14 protein-coding genes are annotated in these 18,095 nt (G+C 61.7%); 3 read left to right on the forward strand and 11 right to left on the reverse strand.

Going from position 1 to position 18,095, the window contains the following annotated elements; all coding sequences use genetic code 11:
* Nucleotides 1–313 precede the first annotated feature (313 nt).
* Entirely contained in the window at nt 314–1,204 is an 891-nt protein-coding gene (locus N8H74_RS05430; RefSeq protein WP_217829993.1) for a tyrosine-type recombinase/integrase, read from the forward strand.
* Here N8H74_RS05430 and N8H74_RS05435 read toward each other — a convergent pair whose 3' ends face one another.
* The 6 genes from N8H74_RS05435 to N8H74_RS05460 all read right to left on the reverse strand — a co-directional run bounded on the left by N8H74_RS05435 (nt 1,205) and on the right by N8H74_RS05460 (nt 9,183).
* The gene (locus N8H74_RS05435; protein ID WP_217829906.1) at nt 1,205–2,254 is read right to left on the reverse strand and encodes an ABC transporter ATP-binding protein; all 1,050 of its coding nucleotides are present in this window, start codon (nt 2,252–2,254) and stop codon (nt 1,205–1,207) included.
* The gene (locus N8H74_RS05440) at nt 2,251–3,798 is read right to left on the reverse strand and encodes an iron ABC transporter permease (protein WP_225929878.1); all 1,548 of its coding nucleotides are present in this window, start codon (nt 3,796–3,798) and stop codon (nt 2,251–2,253) included. The genes N8H74_RS05435 and N8H74_RS05440 overlap by 4 nt, the downstream gene beginning before the upstream one ends.
* Before the next feature lie 51 nt (nt 3,799–3,849).
* On the reverse strand, nt 3,850–4,863 hold the full coding sequence (locus N8H74_RS05445; RefSeq protein WP_217829908.1) for an iron ABC transporter substrate-binding protein: 1,014 nt from the start codon (nt 4,861–4,863) through the stop codon (nt 3,850–3,852).
* 224 nt (nt 4,864–5,087) lie between these two features.
* Nucleotides 5,088–6,608 carry a glycosyltransferase family 39 protein gene (locus N8H74_RS05450; protein WP_217829909.1) on the reverse strand — a complete coding sequence of 507 codons (1,521 nt, stop codon included), beginning with the start codon at nt 6,606–6,608 and terminating at the stop codon, nt 5,088–5,090.
* Nucleotides 6,605–8,326, reverse strand: a complete 1,722-nt coding sequence (arnT, locus tag N8H74_RS05455; RefSeq protein ID WP_262146497.1) for a lipid IV(A) 4-amino-4-deoxy-L-arabinosyltransferase — start codon at nt 8,324–8,326, stop codon at nt 6,605–6,607. The genes N8H74_RS05450 and arnT overlap by 4 nt, the downstream gene beginning before the upstream one ends.
* 284 nt (nt 8,327–8,610) lie before the next feature.
* Nucleotides 8,611–9,183 (reverse strand): histidine phosphatase family protein, encoded by a 573-nt coding sequence (locus tag N8H74_RS05460; protein WP_262146707.1) that lies wholly within the window; start codon nt 9,181–9,183, stop codon nt 8,611–8,613.
* A 376-nt stretch (nt 9,184–9,559) separates the two neighbouring features.
* Between N8H74_RS05460 and N8H74_RS05465 the strand changes: the two genes are divergently transcribed.
* Nucleotides 9,560–10,876: a HAMP domain-containing sensor histidine kinase gene (locus N8H74_RS05465; RefSeq protein ID WP_262146708.1), complete on the forward strand. Its 1,317-nt coding sequence runs from the start codon at nt 9,560–9,562 to the stop codon at nt 10,874–10,876.
* Here N8H74_RS05465 and N8H74_RS05470 read toward each other — a convergent pair.
* The 5 genes from N8H74_RS05470 to N8H74_RS05490 all read right to left on the reverse strand — a co-directional run bounded on the left by N8H74_RS05470 (nt 10,834) and on the right by N8H74_RS05490 (nt 16,997).
* Complete coding sequence (locus tag N8H74_RS05470) at nt 10,834–11,382, reverse strand: PqiC family protein (RefSeq protein WP_262146498.1); 549 nt, start codon at nt 11,380–11,382, stop codon at nt 10,834–10,836. The two genes, N8H74_RS05465 and N8H74_RS05470, sit on opposite strands and share 43 nt — an antisense overlap.
* A gap of 16 nt (nt 11,383–11,398) precedes the next feature.
* Nucleotides 11,399–13,054, reverse strand: coding sequence for an MlaD family protein (locus tag N8H74_RS05475; protein WP_262146499.1), 1,656 nt, complete (start codon nt 13,052–13,054; stop codon nt 11,399–11,401).
* Between the two features lie 119 nt (nt 13,055–13,173).
* A complete protein-coding gene (locus N8H74_RS05480; RefSeq protein WP_262146500.1) occupies nt 13,174–14,475 on the reverse strand; it encodes an FAD-binding oxidoreductase in 1,302 nt (433 codons plus the stop codon).
* Nucleotides 14,472–15,560 (reverse strand): polyamine ABC transporter substrate-binding protein, encoded by a 1,089-nt coding sequence (locus N8H74_RS05485; RefSeq protein WP_262146501.1) that lies wholly within the window; start codon nt 15,558–15,560, stop codon nt 14,472–14,474. The genes N8H74_RS05480 and N8H74_RS05485 overlap by 4 nt, the downstream gene beginning before the upstream one ends.
* A gap of 78 nt (nt 15,561–15,638) precedes the next feature.
* Nucleotides 15,639–16,997, reverse strand: coding sequence for a glutamine synthetase family protein (locus N8H74_RS05490; protein ID WP_262146502.1), 1,359 nt, complete (start codon nt 16,995–16,997; stop codon nt 15,639–15,641).
* Nucleotides 16,998–17,159: 162 nt separating this feature from the next.
* Here N8H74_RS05490 and N8H74_RS05495 point away from each other — a divergent pair, with 162 nt between their 5' ends.
* A complete protein-coding gene (locus N8H74_RS05495; protein ID WP_262146503.1) occupies nt 17,160–18,065 on the forward strand; it encodes a helix-turn-helix domain-containing protein in 906 nt (301 codons plus the stop codon).
* Nucleotides 18,066–18,095 lie beyond the last annotated feature (30 nt).

Consider the following 18,095-nt stretch of genomic DNA (forward strand, 5'->3'; position numbering starts at 1 on the left):
TTCGGTTGACTTTTCAGGCGATGCCCGGCAGGTTGAGCGTCGCCGGCAAGGAGCTGTATGACGTGAAGGTTATGCTCGTTTTTGTGAAAGGAACATGAAAAACCGGTCGGCGATTCATTTATCTGAAGCCCATACAGCCACTGTTCAGACTTCTACCGTTTATCGCGCTACTTGTCGGAAAAGTCCTGCGCTAGTGTCCTTTTACTTTAAGAAAATTGCAGTTGTTAGTTGCCGTTTTGAACTGTTTTTACTCAAGGCCTTACGTTTGATTGACTTACCCGTTGCACCGTCCGAACCCCTCAAACCCAACCCGATGAGCCTTTATCTGGCGCGCCTGGCCCCCTCCAGCCAGTTGACCATGCGCTACATATTGCAAGACGCGGCCGATCGCCTCGGTTTCGAGGAAGTGAACATCGAGGACATTCCCTGGCACGGCTTGCAGCCGGAAGATGTGGTGGCCCTGGTCGCGGCATTGCGCGCGGACAACTACGCGCCCAACACGTCTTCGCTGTATGTAAACGCCGTGCGCGGGGTCATGAATGAAGCGTGGAGAATGAGCCTGATCAGTCAGGAACATCTGTTGAAGATGCGCTCGGTCAAAGGCATCGCCGGCACGCGCCTGTCCCAAGGGCGCAACCTGAAACGCACATTGATTCACGAACTGATGGAAGTCTGCGCCGCCGATCCGCGGCCACAGGGCCTGCGCGACGCGGCGGTGATTGCGTTGTTATACGGCACCGGCATGCGCAAGTCGGAATCGGTGGATCTGGACCTGGCTCAGGTCGATTTCACCGAGCGCAGCCTGTGTGTCACCGCCAAGGGCAATAAACAACTGATCAAGTATGCGCCGGCCTGGGCGTTCGCCAAGCTCGATGCGTGGCTGGAGTTCCGCCGTTCACAGCTCAAGGAAGGCGAGAGCGACGACGCCTTTCTGTTCAATCGCATCCGCCGGGGCAGCCACATCACCCGCGAGCGCATCACCAAGCACGCGATCTATTACATCGCCCGTCAGCGCGGTACTCAGGTCGGGGTGAAGATCATGCCCCACGATTTTCGCCGTTCGTTCATCACACGGGTCATCGAAGAACACGACCTGTCGATCGCGCAGAAACTGGCGCACCACAGCAATATCCAGACGACCGCCAACTACGATGTACGCGACGACAACGAGCGGCGGCGGGCGGTGGATCGCTTCGACCTGTAGTCATTGCGCCTCGAAGACGTGGGCCGGGCCAACAATCGACAGTTGAACCGTGCTGCCGGCCGGCGGCGCGTGCATCCCGGAACTGCGCACCAGCAGCGAGCGTCCGGCCGCCGGTTCGCTCAGCTCCACGGTCAGGGTGCAGGTGTTACCGGCGAAGTCGCAATCGGTGACCACCGCAGGGCACCCCTGCGTATCGGCCGGGGTGCTGGACACTTGCAGTTGCTCGGGGCGCAGCATGATCTGCGCCGCGCCGCTGAACCCGTTGCTGTTGACCTGCACGCGACCCAGCTCGCAATGCGCCCATCCGGCGTCGATCTGCGCCGGCATGACCACCGCCTCGCCGAGAAACCGGGCGGTCTGCTCGTCTTGCGGGTAGCGATAGAGATCCATCGGATGCCCTGACTGCACCAACCGACCTTCGCGCATCACCGCCAACTGGTCGGCGAACGACAGCGCTTCGCCCTGATCGTGGGTCACCAGGATAGTGGTCACGCCCGCACCCTCCAGCAGCCGCGCGACCATTTTGCGCATGGCGCCGCGCAGGCCGGTGTCGAGGGCGGAAAAGGGTTCATCGAGCAACATCAGGCGCGGTTGCTGGGCCAGCGCCCGGGCCAGCGACACCCGTTGCTGCTGACCACCGGACAGCTCATGGGGCCAGCGCGTGGCCATGTTGGCGTTGAGGGCCACGCTGTCCATCAATTCCAGAATCCGCGCGGACCGGGCGGCGCCGGTATCACTGAGGCCGAAGCCGATATTGTCGGCCACGCTCAGGTGCGGAAACAGCGCGCCGTCCTGCGGCACATAGCCGATCTGGCGTTGGTAGGCCGGTACGGCGTGGGCGCTGTCGACCAGCGTCTGGCCGTTGAGCGTCAGGCTGCCGGCGTCCGGAAATTCGAAGCCGGCGATCATGCGCAAAAGCGTGGTCTTGCCGGAGCCGGACGGGCCGACGATAACCGTGCGGCTGCCGGTGGGCACCGACAGGCAGATGTTGTCCAGCGCGGTTTGCGTGCCGAAGGATTTGCTGAGGGCGTTGATTTCGAGGGCGTTCATCGGCCGGCACTGCGCCTTGATTGGTGATAGAGAATGGCCGTCAGCGGCAACGACAGCAATACCATCAGCAACGCGTAGGGCGCTGCGGCGGCGTAGTCGATTTCGCTGGTCATGGCCCAGAAACCGGTGGCCAGGGTGCGCGTGCCGTTCGGCGCGAGCAACAGGGTCGCGGTCAGTTCATTGGTGATCGCCAGAAACACCAGCGCAGCACCGGCCGCCGCACCGGGTGCGGCCAGGCGCAGGGTAATCAGCCACAACGCGCGGACCGGCGAGCGGCCGAGGCTCTGCGCGATGTTCTCCAGTTCTACCGGGGCCTGGGCGAACCCGGCGCGCAGGCTGACCAGCGCGCGGGGCAGGAACATCAGCAGGTAGGCGAGCAGCACGGTGATCGTGGTCTGGTAGATCGGCCGGGCGAAATGGATGGTCACGGTCACCAGAGCCAGTGCCACGACAATCCCGGGCAATGCACTGGTGATGTAGTTGCAGCCTTCGAGCAGGCGCTGCAACTTGCCCGGCGCACGGATCGACAGCCAGGCAATCGGAATCGCCGCGAGGCTGGTCAGCAGCGCGCCGGCCACGCCGAATGACAGGGTCTGAAGCAACGCCGGCAACAGCTCGCCACCTTGCCAGACCTCCATGCCACCCGCGATCAGCCATTGGCTCAGGGTCAACAGCGGTACGCCCAGGGCCAACAGACAGGTCAGCAGCTGCAAGCCGAGGCCCAGCGCCGAGGTAGCGGGTTGCAGCTTCACGGTTCGTTGTTCGCGGGCGCTGCCGGAGCCGACGCGGGCATAACGCGCTTTGCCACGGGCGGCGGATTCAGCGGTCAGCATCGCCAGACAGCACAGCGCCAGGACACTGGCGAGCATGTTGGCGGCCGGGCCGTTGAAGGTCGATTTGAACTGGTCGAAAATCGCCGTGGTAAAGGTGTCGAAGCGAATCATCGCGTACAGGCCGTATTCCGCCAGCAAATGCAGGCCAACCAGCAACGCACCGCCACAGATCGCCAGGCGCAATTGCGGCAACACCACCCGGAAAAACACCGCCCACGGCTTGAGGCCAAGGGATTCGGCGACGTCTTCAATGGCTGGATCGAGACGCCGCAGCGTCGCGGAAATCGGCAGGTAGAGAAACGGGAAATAAGCGATCACCGACACCAGCACGCCGGCCGGCAAACCATGGATAGAAGGAACCAGACTGACCCACGCATAGCTGTGCACGAACGCCGGGACCGCCAGTGGCGCGACCGCCAGTACTGACCAGAGGCGCCGCCCCGGCAGGTTACTGCGCTCGGTCAGCCAGGCCAGCGTGGTGCCGAGGACGATGCAGATCGGCAGTGTAATCAGCACCAGCAACACGGTGTTGATCAGCAATTCGGCAACCCGGGGGCGAAAGATCATGGCCTCGATGGTGGCCCAGCCGGTGTACCACGACACGCCGATCACAAAGCCGATCGGCAGCAGCGACAACAGCGAAACCAGCACCGCCAGCACGACCACCCACGAGCTCCCGCGACCGTCGAGGACGCGGATTCTGCGTGACAGTTTGGCGGGGCGCGTCGTTGCGAGCCCCGCCGGTAGTGGTTCAGGCAACAATTACAGCAGTCCTGCCTGGGTCATCAGTTCGACGGCTTTCTTGCTGTCGAGCTTCGAGGCATCGACTTTCGGCGCGTCGAGGTCTTTGAGCGGCACCAGTTTCGGGTTGGAAGCGGCGTCTTTGCCGACGGCGTACTCGAAGGATTTGCCGGTGCGCAGAACTTCCTGGCCCTGTTTGCCGGTCACGTATTTGAGGAACGCCTGCGCCTCGTCCTGGTGTTTGCTCGACTTCAGCACGCCACCACCGGAGATGCTCACGAAGGCACCCGGGTCCTGGTGCTTGAAGTAGTGCAGGCTGGTGTTCTTGCTGTTTTCACCGGTTTTGGCCTGATCGACGAAGGCGTAATAGTGGTAGATCACGCCGCTGTCGACCTGCCCGGCATTGACGGCCTTGAGTACGGAGCTGTTGCCACGGTAAGCAGTGAAGTTGTCTTTCATGCCCTTGAGCCATGCCAGGGTCGCGGCTTCGCCTTTCTGTTGCAGCACGGCGGCGACGATGGCCTGGAAGTCGGCACCGGCCGGGGAAGCGGCCCAGCGACCTTTCCAGGCCGGACCGGCCAGATCCATCAGGGATTTGGGCAGGTCTTTTTCTGTCAGTTTGCTCGGGTTGTAGACGAACACCGTCGAACGCGCGGCGATCCCGACCCATTGGCCGTGGGCCGGGCGATAAGCCGAATCCACTTGCTCGAGGGTGGCTGGCGCGACCGGGGCGAACAGCTTGGCGTTATCCACCAGCACCATGGCCGGGGAGTTTTCGGTCAGGAACACATCCGCCGGCGAGGCCGCGCCTTCCTGGACGAGCTGGTTGCCCATCTCGGTGTCATCGCCATTGCGCACCGTCACGGGGATGCCGGTTTCCTCGGTGAACCCGGCGACCCATTCCTTGGTCAGGCTTTCGTGCTGCGCGTTGTAGACCACAATACCAACGCTGTCGGCGGCAAACGCCTGACCGGCAACGAGCAATGCCGAGGCCAGCAAGGCTTGCTTCATAAACGACGGAAGGGGTGAATTCATGACCGGAACGCTCCTGCTTTTTTAGACGTTGTGTGAAGGCACTCGCGGCTACGTCAATGCGAATGATTTGCATATTTCGAGCCGCAGGCAATGTAGAGAGGCAAATGAGAAAAAAACGTTAAAAAAACGTTAATACATGTCATTGCCATTCAGGTTAGCAGTGACTCGCCACTCGCACGCTTGCCGTGCGTCACACAAACGTCGTTATTCAGGAAAAACCTCAGTCAACTCGCAGGTCGCGGCAAATACGCCACGCTTTGATCCTCCCGGCCGTGAAAGGCCCGTTCGCCACGGGTCGGTGTGGTGGTGATGACCTGATGGTCAGCGCTCAGGTAGTTGAGCGGCAGTGTGTCGCCGCTGCGGTACTGGGCGACGATGATCGTGCGTTGCGGATCCCAATGCTGGCCGCTGGTGCGATCCAGCCAGGCCATCATCGCAGCCGTGTCGCCGGTGCGCGGGAAATCCTCTGTTTCCGGCACGTAGTAGAAGGGCGCGCCGCCGGTTTGCAGGTACATCGGCACTTTGTTGTCCACTTCCACCATGACCATGCGCCACTGCTCGAGCGGGGCTTGCCGGCTGGCCTGTTCGCGTACGGTTTCACCGAAACGGATGACGCCGCCGTCGCTGTTGGTCCATGGGTACAACACACCGAGCACACCCACCAACACCACGCTGGCGACCGCGAAGCCGATCCGCAGTCCGCGTCCCTGGAGATTGCGCGCTGCCATGCGCCGGGTGATCCACCACGCGCCGAGCAACTGCGCGAACGGCACGAGCGGCAGCACGTAGTAACTGCGCCGGCTGCCGCTGGCGGTGAAGAACAGCAACAACAGGCCCAGGCCCTGGACCAGCAGGCGGGTGTCGGGCTCGATCTGCCGCCAGTTTCGTGCCGCCACCCACAGCGCGATGATCCAGCAAGGCGCCCACGGCAAGGTGTAGACCGGCAGATACACCAGATAGGTGTAGATCGGGCCGATGTTGTCGAACGGCTGGAAGAACCGCACCACGTTTTCCCGCAGCACCAGGCCCAGGCCGCTTTCACCGTAGTTCGGCGCGCCGTACAGGTGCGAGAGCAGGAACGGCGTCATGTAGAACGCCCCGGCGATCAGCAGCGCCGCCAGCAATCGCAGGTTCAGGTGGCGTTTCCAGCGTCCCTCCCGCAACAGGTGTGGCAACAGCACCAGCCCCGGCAGGATGAAGCCGATCAGGCCCTTGAACAGCGAAGTCAGGGCCAGCAGTCCGAAGAACCCGACATAGCGCCAGAACCGCGTATCGTCCAGCCCGCGCCAATACCACCAGACCGCTGCCAGCACACCGCACACGGTCAGGATGTCAGCGGTGGCGACCCGCGCCCAGAACACGAAATAGAAAGTGGTCGCGAGCATCCACCCGGCAATCAGCCCGGTGCCTTTGCGAAACAACTGCTCGCCGATCAAGTACACCAGCCACACGCTCAGCCACGCCGCAATGACCGAAGACAAGCGCAGCGACCACGGGCCAAGGCCCCCGGTCAGCCAGGCCGTGGCGGTAATCAGCCAATAGGACAGCAGCGGCTTGTCGTAATACGGGCCACCCTTGAGATAAGGGTCGAAGTAGTCACCGCTTTGCAGCATCTGCAAGGCGATGTTGGCCCAACGGGTTTCCGCGCCCCACAGTTCGCGACTGCCCAGGCCGCACATCAGCATCACGGCCGTGGCGGCCAGCAGGAGCAGCAATGCCCGCCGGTCTTGCGTTGTCGGGATCATGGCTGGCTCTGGGCAAAGATGAAGATTTCCAGATTGCCCTTGCGATAATGCTTGCCGTCCACCGGCAGCAACTCGATTTCCTGGGCTTCCTGCACGCTGTTGACCCGCATCACCACACCCACCGAGCCTTTCTTGCGTGCTTCGGTCATCCATTGGCCGACATCATCGAGCCCGACCTTGCGCGAAGCCATGGCCGGGTCATCGAGGCCGTACTTGAGCTCGCCGATGGTGTTGAACAGATCCACCTGTGGCCGGCCCAGTCGCCACGACAACGCCGAGGCGGCACCGAGGTCGTTGCTCAGCAGCGAACGGGTTTCGCTCAACGCTTGCTGATGCTCGGCGATGAACTGGTCGGGCATCTTGCTGTTGACGATTCGCGCGGGCATTGCCGCCGGCAGCAGGGCGATCAACAAACCGATGCCCAGCGCCGGCATCGCCCACAGTTTCAGCGGTCGCAGGATTTGCAGGGCGTTGGCGATTATCCAGCCGACCAGCACAATGTAGGCCAGCGACAGGCTGAACATCTCGGTGTTTTCGTAGATTTCCCGGCTGGCCTGTACGTAGAGCAGGCCGACCAGTGCGGCGCTTGCCAGCAGGGTATTGATCGCGCCGTTGAGGCGCAGGATGCGCGTGTCGGCGCGCTCCAGCCAGTTGACCAGGGTGTGGGCCATCAACAGGGCGATCGGCAGCAGGCACGGCATGATGTAGGTCGGCAACTTGCCGCTGCTGACGCTGAAGAACACCAGCGGCAGCAGGAACCACAGTGCCAGGAACGCGGTTTTCGGTTCGCGTTTTTCGCGCCAGGTGCGGATCAGGGTTGAAGGCAACAACACCGCCCAGGGCAGGGTGGAAGCTAACAGCAGCGGCAGGTAGAACCACCACGGCCGCGCATGCTGGGCATCGTCACCCGCGGCAAAGCGGCGGATGTGTTCATGCCAGAAGAAGAATCGCCAGAAGTCCGGTTCCCGGTAATGCACCGCCAGTACCCACGGCAGGCTGACCGCCGCGGCCACCAGCACCGCCACCGGGCCATAGCGCAACAGTTCGCCAAACCGGCGCTGCCAGATCATGTAGGGCAGGGCGATCAGCACGGGCAGAAGCAGGGCAAGAAAGCCTTTGGTCATCAGCCCCATGCCACACGCCGCGCCCAGCAACGCCCAACCGGACAACCGGGCGCGTGGGGTATGGCTGTCGATGGCAAACCACACCGCCACCAGACTCAGGTTGACCCAAAGGGTGAACTGCGGATCGAGGTTGGCGTAACCGGCCTGGCCGGCGATCAGACCAAAACTCATGTAGAGCAGGGCAGCGGCGGCACTGATTCGCGGGTTGTTCCACAGACGGCGCGCAATCAGATACGTCAGCCAGATGCTCGCGCCGGTGCTCAGGGCCGAGGCGATGCGCACGCCAAACAGGTTTTCCCCGAAGATCGCCTGGCCGATGGCGATCATCCAGTACCCGGCAATCGGTTTTTCAAAGTAGCGAATGCCCATGAAGTGCGGGGCGACCCAATTGCCGCTCAAGAGCATTTCCTGGCTGATCTGGCCGTAACGGGTTTCATCGGGAATCCACAAGCCGTGGGTCATCAGCGGCAGCAGGTAAAACAGCACAAACGCCAGCACCAGGCCGGGGACCGCCAGACGTTCGACCATTGAGCGTTGATCGACGAGATGCAACGGACGGGCAGCGTGGCGCAGCGGATTGTTTTCGGACGTCATGACTGGACCTTGGTACAGAGCAGATTACGTATTTCAGTGAGGCGCCCGCGCAATCCGATGCGAGGGTGTCACTGGGTTGGAAAATGCAGGCGCGTGACGTCGACGGACGTTTCCCGCATTTAAGGAACTAGCGTGCTTCCAGCTCGAAGTTCTTTCTGAAAGCCAAGCTCGAAAACAGAAAAAGTCCAGGCATTGAAAGCGCGTGGTTTGTTACAGAGTGTTTGCAGCCAACTAAGTAGAGGGCGCGCGGCAGCGCAGGTTTATATTTCATTCGTACTGTTTGTTTATTGATTTTTTATTTGCGACCAAGCGACTGGGTTGATGATGCCGAGCACTTTCAATTGGCCGTGTGCATCAACACGTAACAACAATGCGCTGCCATATTCGGCGGTGACCGCATGGGGGTAGCCGGTCTGCTTTTCGAAGTCGCTGATACAGCCACTGTGGGTGACCAGCACCAAATTGTGTCCGGCGCTCTTGTGCGCCACGACGTCATCGCGCAGGGCCGAGCCACAGGTTGCCAGCCAGTCCTGAGTGACCGCATCGCTGCCGAACATGTAATGCGCGGTTTGCACGGTACGGGTCAGCGGGCTGCTCAGCACCTCGGCCTGCTGCATGCCCAACTGCATGAAGCCACGGCCGACGGCGGCTGCCGCCTCGCTGCCCACTTGGGTGATGCCGTCGGCCGGCCCCAGGCACGGGTTGCTCGAACGGTCGCAGCGTTCGGTGTGACGCACCAACGCAACAATTTCTCCAGCCTGCCAGGCGCTCAGCCATTGCGAAGTGGCCGCACGGCCGGCATGGCCGAGATCGGTCGGTGAACGTGGCCACCAGACAAATCCGCTCACCAGGCCCATCAGTAAAACGGTGCCAACCACGGCAATTAACACGCGCAGACGAGATACACGCCATCGCCTGGATGGCGTCTTTAGTTGTAATTGTGCAAGCACGATATTGCCCCTGTGGATCCAGAAAACTTGATTCGGCGCAATTCAAGACTGATGGGTAGCGCAACTTTACCGCGCTCAACTTGAATGGATGCTGAATGCTAGGTTCAGGGGCGTGTGAACCCGGTGAAGAACATGTGAAAAATTTGCGAGTGACCCGGCGCCGCAACTAAAACGGCTATTTGATAAATAAACTCAAATGCTCGTTTTGTTTGCCTGGGGCTTAACAAATGCCGATGGTCGAGGCGAAGCTGCAATTTTCAATCAGGCGGAGTCAGTGAGACGGATGGACCTCAAGCAGAACCTCACGAGACGGATCGTGGTCGTATTCGCCCTGATGAGCACGCTGGTCGCCGGTATATTCGCCCTGGGCATTCTGGCTTCCGTGCATGTGGTGGAACACAAACTGACCCTGACCACCCTCAGTGCCGAATTGCGTGGTTTGCTGGCCACGGACGACATCAGCCGCTGGAGCCACGTTCCGGAAAAGAACGAGCTGTTCTTTTACGAGGGCGGGCAAGGAGATATGGCCCTGACCAGGCAACTGGCGGCGCTGGCACCGGGCTTCCAGGAAATACGCCTCGACGACGATGACTTTTATGCCATGGTCGAGGCGGTCGGCGGACGCAAGTACGTGTTGTTGCTGGATCAGGAAAGCTTGTTGCAGCGTGAGCATTTGCTGTTCATCGTGGTAATCGTCGGTTTTGTTCTCAGCGTGGTGCTGGCCATCGTGCTGGGCCGCTTGCTGGCGCGCCGGGTCATGGCGCCGGTGATCCGTCTGGCGCGGCAGGTGCGCCATCGCGATCAACTGATCGAGATGGCGCCGCCATTGCGTCCCGAATATGCCGCCGACGAAGTCGGCGAGCTGGCACTGGCTTTCGACCAGACGCTGGGCCGACTGAGACAAACCCTGAGTCGGGAAAAACTCTTCACCAGTGATGTCAGCCACGAGTTGCGCACGCCGTTGATGGTTCTTGCCACGTCCTGCGAGCTGCTGCTGGCCAATCCGTCGCTGGATGCCCGGTCCACCGCGCAAGTCAATCGCATCGCCCGGGCCAGCCATGAAATGCAGCAACTGGTCGAAACCTTTTTGATGCTGGCGCGCAAACCGCAGGATGACGTGGGTGCCGGTTCCGTTTGCACACTCCGGCAAGTGGCCGATGCCCAGGTAGAAATCTGGGCGCGGTTGATCCGCGAGAAAGGTCTTGAATTCATCTACGACGCGCGACCGGCCGGTACGACGCGCTACAACCTGACGTTTCTGCAATCGGTGATGGGCAACCTGCTGCGCAACGCCTGGCACTACACCGATCATGGATTTGTCCGCCTGACCCTGCTCGAAGACAGCTTTATCGTCGAAGACAGCGGCATCGGCATTCCGCTAGAGAAACAAAACGCGATGTTCCAGCCGTTTGTGCGCGGTGACGAGCAGCGCGGGGAAGGGCTCGGCCTGGGGCTGTCGCTGGTGCAGCGTATCTGCAACCGGCAGCAATGGCAGGTACAACTCAGTACCCGCGAGCCCAATGGTTGCTGTTTCACCGTGACGTTGACGCCGACGACTCAGGAGGCCGAAGGGCAACCCCGTGGGCTGCCCGCCGCCTGACTGATCAACGCAGCCAGGCGTTTGACGTTGTTTTGCTGGGCAGCCACCAACTCGTCGATGCTCGGCCCGGACGGGGTTTGCAGGGTCGAGCGACAGGTGAGCGGAGTGGCGTCGCTGGCACCCACCGTGCGCAGGCGCCATTTGACGTCGATCAGGCCGTATTGTCCGGGGATCGAATCGAAGCGCTGCACATCGATGCGTACCGATACCTTGCTGCCGCCGGTATTGCTCAGTTGATCCTCCAGCGCGCTGCGCAACTCGTCCGCCAGGCTCGCGCCCCACCATTGGGTTTCCAGAATCGCCAGACCGTTGGTGCCCTGACGAATGACGATTTGCGGGCGGTCGACCTGGGGCGGCACGGTGATCCCTTCAATCGGGATTTCCGCTCCGGCGCGAGTGCCGCCGGGTTGCACCGGAGTCAGGGTGTGAAAGCTGATCGGGTCGCTGCGGCAGGCCCCGAGCAGCAAGCAAGTGGCGAGCAGCGTGATTTTCAGCGGTGAGGCCATGGAACAGCTCCTGTGCTCAATTGCGTGGCGGCGCTTTCAGATCCAGCGGTGCGGCGTTGTCGGGACGGCCACGGATCAGCGATTCCGGATGCCGACCCAGATAGTCCGAGAGTTCACGCAGGGAGCGCGACATGCGCCCCAGTTCGTCGAGGGTCTGCGTCAGTTGTTCACGTTGCGGCGAATCTTCGGCGAGTGTCGAGGTGGCCGATTGCAGGGTTTTGCTGACGTCGGCGAGGGTGGTCGACACCCCCGGCAGGGTCTTGGCGTTGAACTGGGTCAGGCCCTTGCGCAGCTCGACCAGATTGCTGTCGAGGTTGCCGGCAATCCGTTCCACCGGCAGCTTGTTGATCTTGTCGACCATGGCCTGCAGTTTTTCCTGCAATTGTTCGAGGCTGCCCGGAATGGTCGGAATGCTCGGTGGCCGCGCCGTCGGGTCGAACACGACCTTCTCGGCTTTCGGGTAGAAATCCAGCGAGATGTACAACTGACCGGTCAGCAGGTTGCCGTTACGCGCCTGGGCACGCAGGCCGTTGTCGATGAAGGTGCCGATCAGGCGCACGGCAGCGGCTTCGTCGTCGGGATTGTGGTTGAGCACCTTGAGCATCTTCACATGGGCCTGGCCGAGGCGCTGCGGGTAGATCAGGATGCCGACGTTCACCGGGAAGCTGCGTTTCTTCTCGTCGTAATCGAGGTTGATGCCGACCACTCTGCCGAATTCGATGCCCAGAAATTCCACCGGAGCGCCGACCTTGAGCCCGCGCAGCGCCTGATCGAAACGCAGGACCAGGTATTGCGCCTTGCCGGCGGGTGGGGCGAGGGCGGTTTGCTGGTCGTCGAACAGGTCGAACCGGGTTTCTTCCGCCGCCGCGACGTCATTGGGACTGTACTCGGGCGCGCGGAAGGCGATGCCGCCGACCAGCAGCGTCGACAACGATTCGGTCTTCACCGCAAAACCGTTGGCGCCGACATTGACGTCCACGCCGCTGGCGTTCCAGAACCGGGTGTTCTGGGTGACGTAGGCATCGTTTGGCGCATGGATGAACACTTCGATATTCACCCCTTTGCCATCGGCATCCAGCGCGTAGGCGACTACCTGGCCGACCGGAATCTTGCGGTAATAGACCGGGGAGCCGATGTCCAGCGAGCCGAGGTCGTCGGTGTGCAGGTTGAAGCGCTTGCCCGGTTCGCCGTAGGTGATCGGCGGTGGATTCTCCAGGCCCTTGAAGTGTCTGGAGCGGCTGTTGGACTGGCCGATATCGGCGCCGATGTAGTCGCCGGAGAGCAGAGTATCGATGCCCGACACGCCACCGGCGCCGATGCGTGGGCGCACCACCCAGAATTGCGAGTCTTCGCGGGTGAAGGTTTCGGCCTGTTTGGCCAGTTTGATGGTGGCGATGACGCTCTTCTGGTCGCCGCTCAACTCGACGTCGGTAACCTCGCCGATCACCACGTTGCGGTATTTGACTTCAGTCTTGTTGGCGGTGAGGCCGCTGCCGGTCTTGAAGGTGATCGTGATGCTCGGGCCTTCCTGCATCAGGTTGTGCACCACCAGCGAAATCCCCACCAGCACCGCGACGATCGGCACGATCCACACCAGCGACACGCTGAAGCGTCGGGTCTTGATCGGCGCCTGGCCCGGTGCGGGGGATTTGTCGGTGGCTGACGGCTGCATCCATGACCTCCTGGGTGGTTCGGCCATGCGCGTCAGGAACGCAAAAGCACTTCATCAATATAGAAGTGCTTTGCGACTTTGCATCGGAACCTGCCCGATTGATCGGTAACGCGAACGGATCAGCCGAGCATTTCCCGCAGCCGATACCAGAACATGCCCAATGCCAGCAATGGCGAACGCAACGCCGGGCCGCCGGGGAAGGTCATGTGCGGCACGCCGCTGAACACGTCCATACCCTGACTGTGCCCGGCGTGAATCGCCTCGCCGAGCAGCTTGGCGCACCAGTGCGTGACGTTCAGGCCATGGCCGGAATAGCCCTGGGCGTAGAACACATTCGGATGCTGCTTGAGCCGTCCGACCTGCGGGAAGCGGTTGGCGGTGATGCCGATCTTGCCGCCCCATTGATAATCGACGCGCACCTGCGCCAGTTGCGGGAACACCTTGAGCATCTTGGGTCGCATGTACGCGGCGATGTCCGCCGGGTCGCGGCCCGAGTAATGGCAGGCACCGCCGAACAGCAGGCGTCGGTCCGCCGAGAGCCGGTAATAGTCGAGGCCGACTTTCTGGTCGCACAACGCCAGGTTTTGCGGGATCAGTTCAGCGGCAACGTCTGCCGACAACGGCTCGGTGGCAATGATGTAGCTGCCGGCGGGCAGGACTTTGCCGCTCAGGCGTTGCTCGAGTTCGTCCAGATGGGCGTTGCAGCCCAGCACCAGGCTGCCGGCGCGCACCGTGCCGTTGGCGCAACGCACCTGCACGGTCGGGCCATGCATGATTTCCAGCGCCGGGCTGTACTCGAAGATCCGCACGCCGAGAGACGCGGCCAGACGCGCTTCACCCTGCACCAGATCCAGCGGATGCAGGTGCCCCGAGCCCATGTCGATCAGGCCACCGGCGTAGATGTCGGTGTTAACTACGTGCTGACGAATCTGATCGGGGCCGACCAATCGGGTTTGATGGACGTAGCCCAGTTCGGCGAGGTCGGCCTGTTCGTCGATGAACGCGGCAAACTGCGCCGGGGTATTCGCCAGTTCGCAAAAGCCCCAGCGCAAGTCGCATTCGATGCCGTGCTCGCCGATGCGCTGGCGCACCAGCTCCACCGAATCGATTCCGGCCCGCTGCAGGTAGCGCACGCCTTCGGAGCCGACGTAGCGCGAGAAGCCCTCGACGGCGTGACCGATGCCGCGAATCAACTGGCCGCCGTTGCGACCGCTCGCGCCCCAGCCGATCCGCCGGCTTTCGAGCAACACCACCGACAAACCGCGTTGAGCCAGTTCGATGGCGGTGTTGACGCCGGTAAAGCCGCCGCCGATCACGCAGACGTCGGCGCTCAGATCACCTTCCAGCTCAGGATAAGCGGTGGTGGCCCGAGCCGAGGCGGCGTAATAGGAGCGGGCATGTTCCTGGGTGTACTGGTTCATTTGTTCGACTTCACTTTGCTCCAGGAACGGGTCATCAGACGCATGATCGACTGGGGCGGGGTAGAGGAGATGTAGAGCTTGTCGAGGACTTCCTGGGACGGGTAAACCTCAGGATTGCTGACCAGATCCGGGTCCATGAACTGTTTGGCCGCCGGGTTCGGATTGGCGTAGCCGACCGAGGCGCTGACCTTGGCGATCACTTGCGGGTCGAGCAGGTAATTGATGAAGGCGTGGGCTTCCCGGCTGTTGCCGGCATCGGCGGGAATCGCCAGCAGGTCGAACCACAGGTTGGCGCCTTCCTTGGGAATCGCATAGGCGATGTTCACGCCGTTCTTGGCTTCCTTGGCACGATTGGCGGCCTGGAATACGTCGCCGGAGTAACCGAAGGCCACGCAGATATCGCCGTTGGCCAGGTCCGAGACGTATTTCGAGGAATGGAAATAGGTGATGTACGGACGGATGCTCAGCAGTTTGGCTTCGGCCTTCTTGTAGTCCTCGGCATTTTCGCTGCGCGGGTCCATGCCCATGTAGTTGAGGACCGCCGGGAACACTTCGTCGGCCGAGTCCATCATCGACACGCCACACTGGGTCAGCTTCTTCAGGTTTTCCGGCTCGAACAGCACGGCCCAGGAATCGATGTGATCGATGCCCAGCACTTGCTTGACCTTGTCGACGTTGTAGCCGATGCCGTTGGTGCCCCACAGGTACGGCACGGAATGCGCGTTACCCGGATCGTTTTTCTCCAGCAGGGCCAGCAGTTTCGGGTCGAGGTTCTTCCAGTTCGGCAGTTGCGAGCGGTCCAGCTTGAGGAACGCACCGGCCTTCACCTGACGGGCGAGGAAGTGGTTGGACGGCACCACCACGTCGTAGCCGGTACGACCGGCGAGCAACTTGCCTTCCAGGGTTTCGTTGGAGTCGAAGACGTCGTAGATCACCTTGATTCCGGATTGCGCCTGGAAATCGGCGAGGGTGGTTTCGCCGATGTAGTCGGTCCAGTTGTAGACGCTGACCTGGGGCTGGGCGTGTGCCCCGACACTGCACAACAGGGCCAGCGCGGCGGGAACCATGGTTTTCAACAGACGCATATCGACACCTCTTGGAATTATTGGTTTTCAGGTTGTGGGAGCGGGCGAGCCCGCTCCCACAGAAGCGTGGGCTGTGGGTCAGACGCTCAGCAGCAGGAACTCGCGCTCCCAGGAACTGATCACGCGTTTGAAGTTTTCATGCTCGGCGCGTTTGACCGCCACGTAGCCGCGCACGAATTTGCTGCCCAGGTAGTGCGCGACGGTGTCGCACTCTTCCATTTGCGTCAGCGCTTCTTCGATGGTGATCGGCAGGCGCAGGTTGCGCCGTTCATAGGCGCGGCCCTCGACAGCGGCACTCGGCTCAATGCCTTCGACCATGCCGATGTAGCCGCAGAGCAGGCTCGCGGCAATCGCCAGATACGGGTTGGCATCGGCACCCGGCAGGCGGTTTTCCACGCGCATGGCTTCCGGTCCGGAAGTCGGCACCCGCAGGCCGACGGTGCGGTTTTCTTCGCCCCATTCGACGTTCACCGGCGCCGAGGTGTCTGGCAGGAAACGACGGAACGAGTTCACGTTCGGTGCGAACATCGGCAGCACTTTCGGGATGTACTTCTGCAAACCGCCGATGTGCTGGCGGAACAGATCGCTCATCGAGCCGTCGGCATTGGCGAAGATCGGTTTGCCGGTGGTGATCTCGACCACGCTCTGGTGCAGGTGCATGGCGCTGCCGGGTTCGTCGCCGATCGGCTTGGCCATGAACGTCGCGGTGACGTTGTGCTTGAGCGCCGCTTCGCGCAGGGTGCGTTTGAACACGGTGATCTGGTCGGCCAGGTCCAGCGCGTCGCCGTGGCGGAAGTTGATTTCCATCTGCGCCGGGCCGTCTTCGTGGATCAGCGTGTCCAGGTCCAGGCCTTGCAGTTCGCACCAGTCGTAGACGTCTTCGAACAGCGGATCGAATTCGTTGGCCGCGTCGATGGAGAACGACTGACGACCGCTTTCCGCGCGCCCGGAACGGCCCAGCGGCGCCTTGAGCGGCAAGTCCGGGTCTTCGCAGCGCTGGGTCAGGTAGAACTCCATTTCCGGCGCGACGATCGGCTTCCAGCCCTTGTCGGTGTAGAGCTGCAGGACTTTCTTCAGCACGTTGCGCGGCGACAGTTCGATCGGGTTGCCGAACTTGTCGAAGGTGTCGTGGATGACGATGGCCGTCGGCTCGATGGCCCAGGGCACCACGTACACCGCGTCGCTCACTGGCTTGCAGACCATGTCGATGTCGGCAGGGTCGAGCAGGTCGTAGTAGATGTCGTCGTCGACAAAATCCCCGGTTACCGTTTGCAGCAGCACACTTTCCGGCAGGCGCATGCCTCGCTCATGCAGGAACTTGTTGGTCGGTGCGATCTTGCCGCGGGCAATGCCGGTCAGGTCGCTGACCACGCATTCGACTTCGGTAATCTTGTGATCTTTCAGCCACGTGAACAGCTGATCGAAAGGGGCATTCATAAAGACCTCGTTCTTGGTTTCATAGACGCCGGAGAGTGCGGTTTCATCTTCCGCAGGCTTCCCCTGTGGCGCGTTGACGACTATCTTGGGCGAGCCTTGCAGTTCCATCTATCCACTTTAAGCAGCACCAAAGCGCACCAAAAGAGTGCGCAAGGTCACCCCATGACGACGTGCAATCCGCTACAGGTTCAAGCTTTCAACACCGCCGATGTGGCCGAGCAAATCCGCGCCACACCGGGCTGGGTCCAGCATTACCAACAGATGTCGCCGGGGCATTTCGCCGGGCAGATCCGCTATCTGGACCTCAGCGGGGTGGAGGTCTACGAGGAACAGATGAACACCCGGGTCGAGCAGAATTTCAGCGCGCCGGAAGGGGCGCTGGCGTTCTGTTTCGATCGCAGTGACAACGCGCTGTATCTGTTGAACGAAGAGAGCCGCAACATCTGGATCACCCCGGAGAACTATCAGGAAATCGCCGTGGTGTTCGGTCCGGAGTTCGTCCGTCAGCAGGGGGTGGACGTGGCGCGACTGGAAGGGTTGTTCATGGCACCGCTCAATGGCGGGCAGAACGTGCTGTTCACCCGTTGGCTGAGTTCAACCCTGACGCGCCTGGCGCAGACCTTCGATCCACCGAGCCGTGAAGCGCTGACCCAGCAGCTGCTAGAAGACTGTCTGTTCATTCTCGATAACGCCTGCGTATGCCTGGATCGCGGCAGTCTGCAACGGCGCAGTGAAGAACGGGCGATCATGAAACGAATCGGCGAATGGACAGCGGACGCGCCGGAAGAAACCCTCAATCTGCTGGAACTGGCGCGGGTGGCGGGAGTGCCGTTGCGCCAGTTGCAGCACGCGTTCAAGGCTTACACCGGGATGACGCCGAGTCACTGGCTGCGCCTGCGCCGCCTCAACAGCGCCCATCGCGAATTGCTCAGGCGCAAGCCCACCGAAACCACCGTGGCCGAAGTGGCAATGCACTGGTCGTTCTGGCACCTGGGACGGTTTTCCAGCAGCTACCGCGCGTTGTTCAACGAACTGCCGAGCGAAACCCTGAAGCGCTCGTGGCGCTGACCGCTCCAGTGAAGCGGTTGGCAGTGCCGG

Source organism: Pseudomonas sp. B2M1-30, assembly GCF_025447575.1.
Taxonomy (GTDB): domain Bacteria; phylum Pseudomonadota; class Gammaproteobacteria; order Pseudomonadales; family Pseudomonadaceae; genus Aquipseudomonas; species Aquipseudomonas botevensis.

What these genes read in the sequence shown, in the direction of transcription:
- N8H74_RS05495 (WP_262146503.1), top strand. Translation starts at nt 17,160, where the DNA reads ATGACGACGTGCAATCCGCTACAGGTTCAAGCTTTCAACACCGCCGAT.
- N8H74_RS05430 (WP_217829993.1), top strand. Translation starts at nt 314, where the DNA reads ATGAGCCTTTATCTGGCGCGCCTGGCCCCCTCCAGCCAGTTGACCATG.
- N8H74_RS05490 (WP_262146502.1), bottom strand. Translation starts at nt 16,997, where the DNA reads ATGAATGCCCCTTTCGATCAGCTGTTCACGTGGCTGAAAGATCACAAG.
- N8H74_RS05485 (WP_262146501.1), bottom strand. Translation starts at nt 15,560, where the DNA reads ATGCGTCTGTTGAAAACCATGGTTCCCGCCGCGCTGGCCCTGTTGTGC.
- N8H74_RS05435 (WP_217829906.1), bottom strand. Translation starts at nt 2,254, where the DNA reads ATGAACGCCCTCGAAATCAACGCCCTCAGCAAATCCTTCGGCACGCAA.
- N8H74_RS05480 (WP_262146500.1), bottom strand. Translation starts at nt 14,475, where the DNA reads ATGAACCAGTACACCCAGGAACATGCCCGCTCCTATTACGCCGCCTCG.
- N8H74_RS05445 (WP_217829908.1), bottom strand. Translation starts at nt 4,863, where the DNA reads ATGAATTCACCCCTTCCGTCGTTTATGAAGCAAGCCTTGCTGGCCTCG.
- arnT (WP_262146497.1), bottom strand. Translation starts at nt 8,326, where the DNA reads ATGACGTCCGAAAACAATCCGCTGCGCCACGCTGCCCGTCCGTTGCAT.
- N8H74_RS05460 (WP_262146707.1), bottom strand. Translation starts at nt 9,183, where the DNA reads ATGGGCCTGGTGAGCGGATTTGTCTGGTGGCCACGTTCACCGACCGAT.
- N8H74_RS05475 (WP_262146499.1), bottom strand. Translation starts at nt 13,054, where the DNA reads ATGCAGCCGTCAGCCACCGACAAATCCCCCGCACCGGGCCAGGCGCCG.
- N8H74_RS05465 (WP_262146708.1), top strand. Translation starts at nt 9,560, where the DNA reads ATGGACCTCAAGCAGAACCTCACGAGACGGATCGTGGTCGTATTCGCC.
- N8H74_RS05450 (WP_217829909.1), bottom strand. Translation starts at nt 6,608, where the DNA reads ATGATCCCGACAACGCAAGACCGGCGGGCATTGCTGCTCCTGCTGGCC.
- N8H74_RS05470 (WP_262146498.1), bottom strand. Translation starts at nt 11,382, where the DNA reads ATGGCCTCACCGCTGAAAATCACGCTGCTCGCCACTTGCTTGCTGCTC.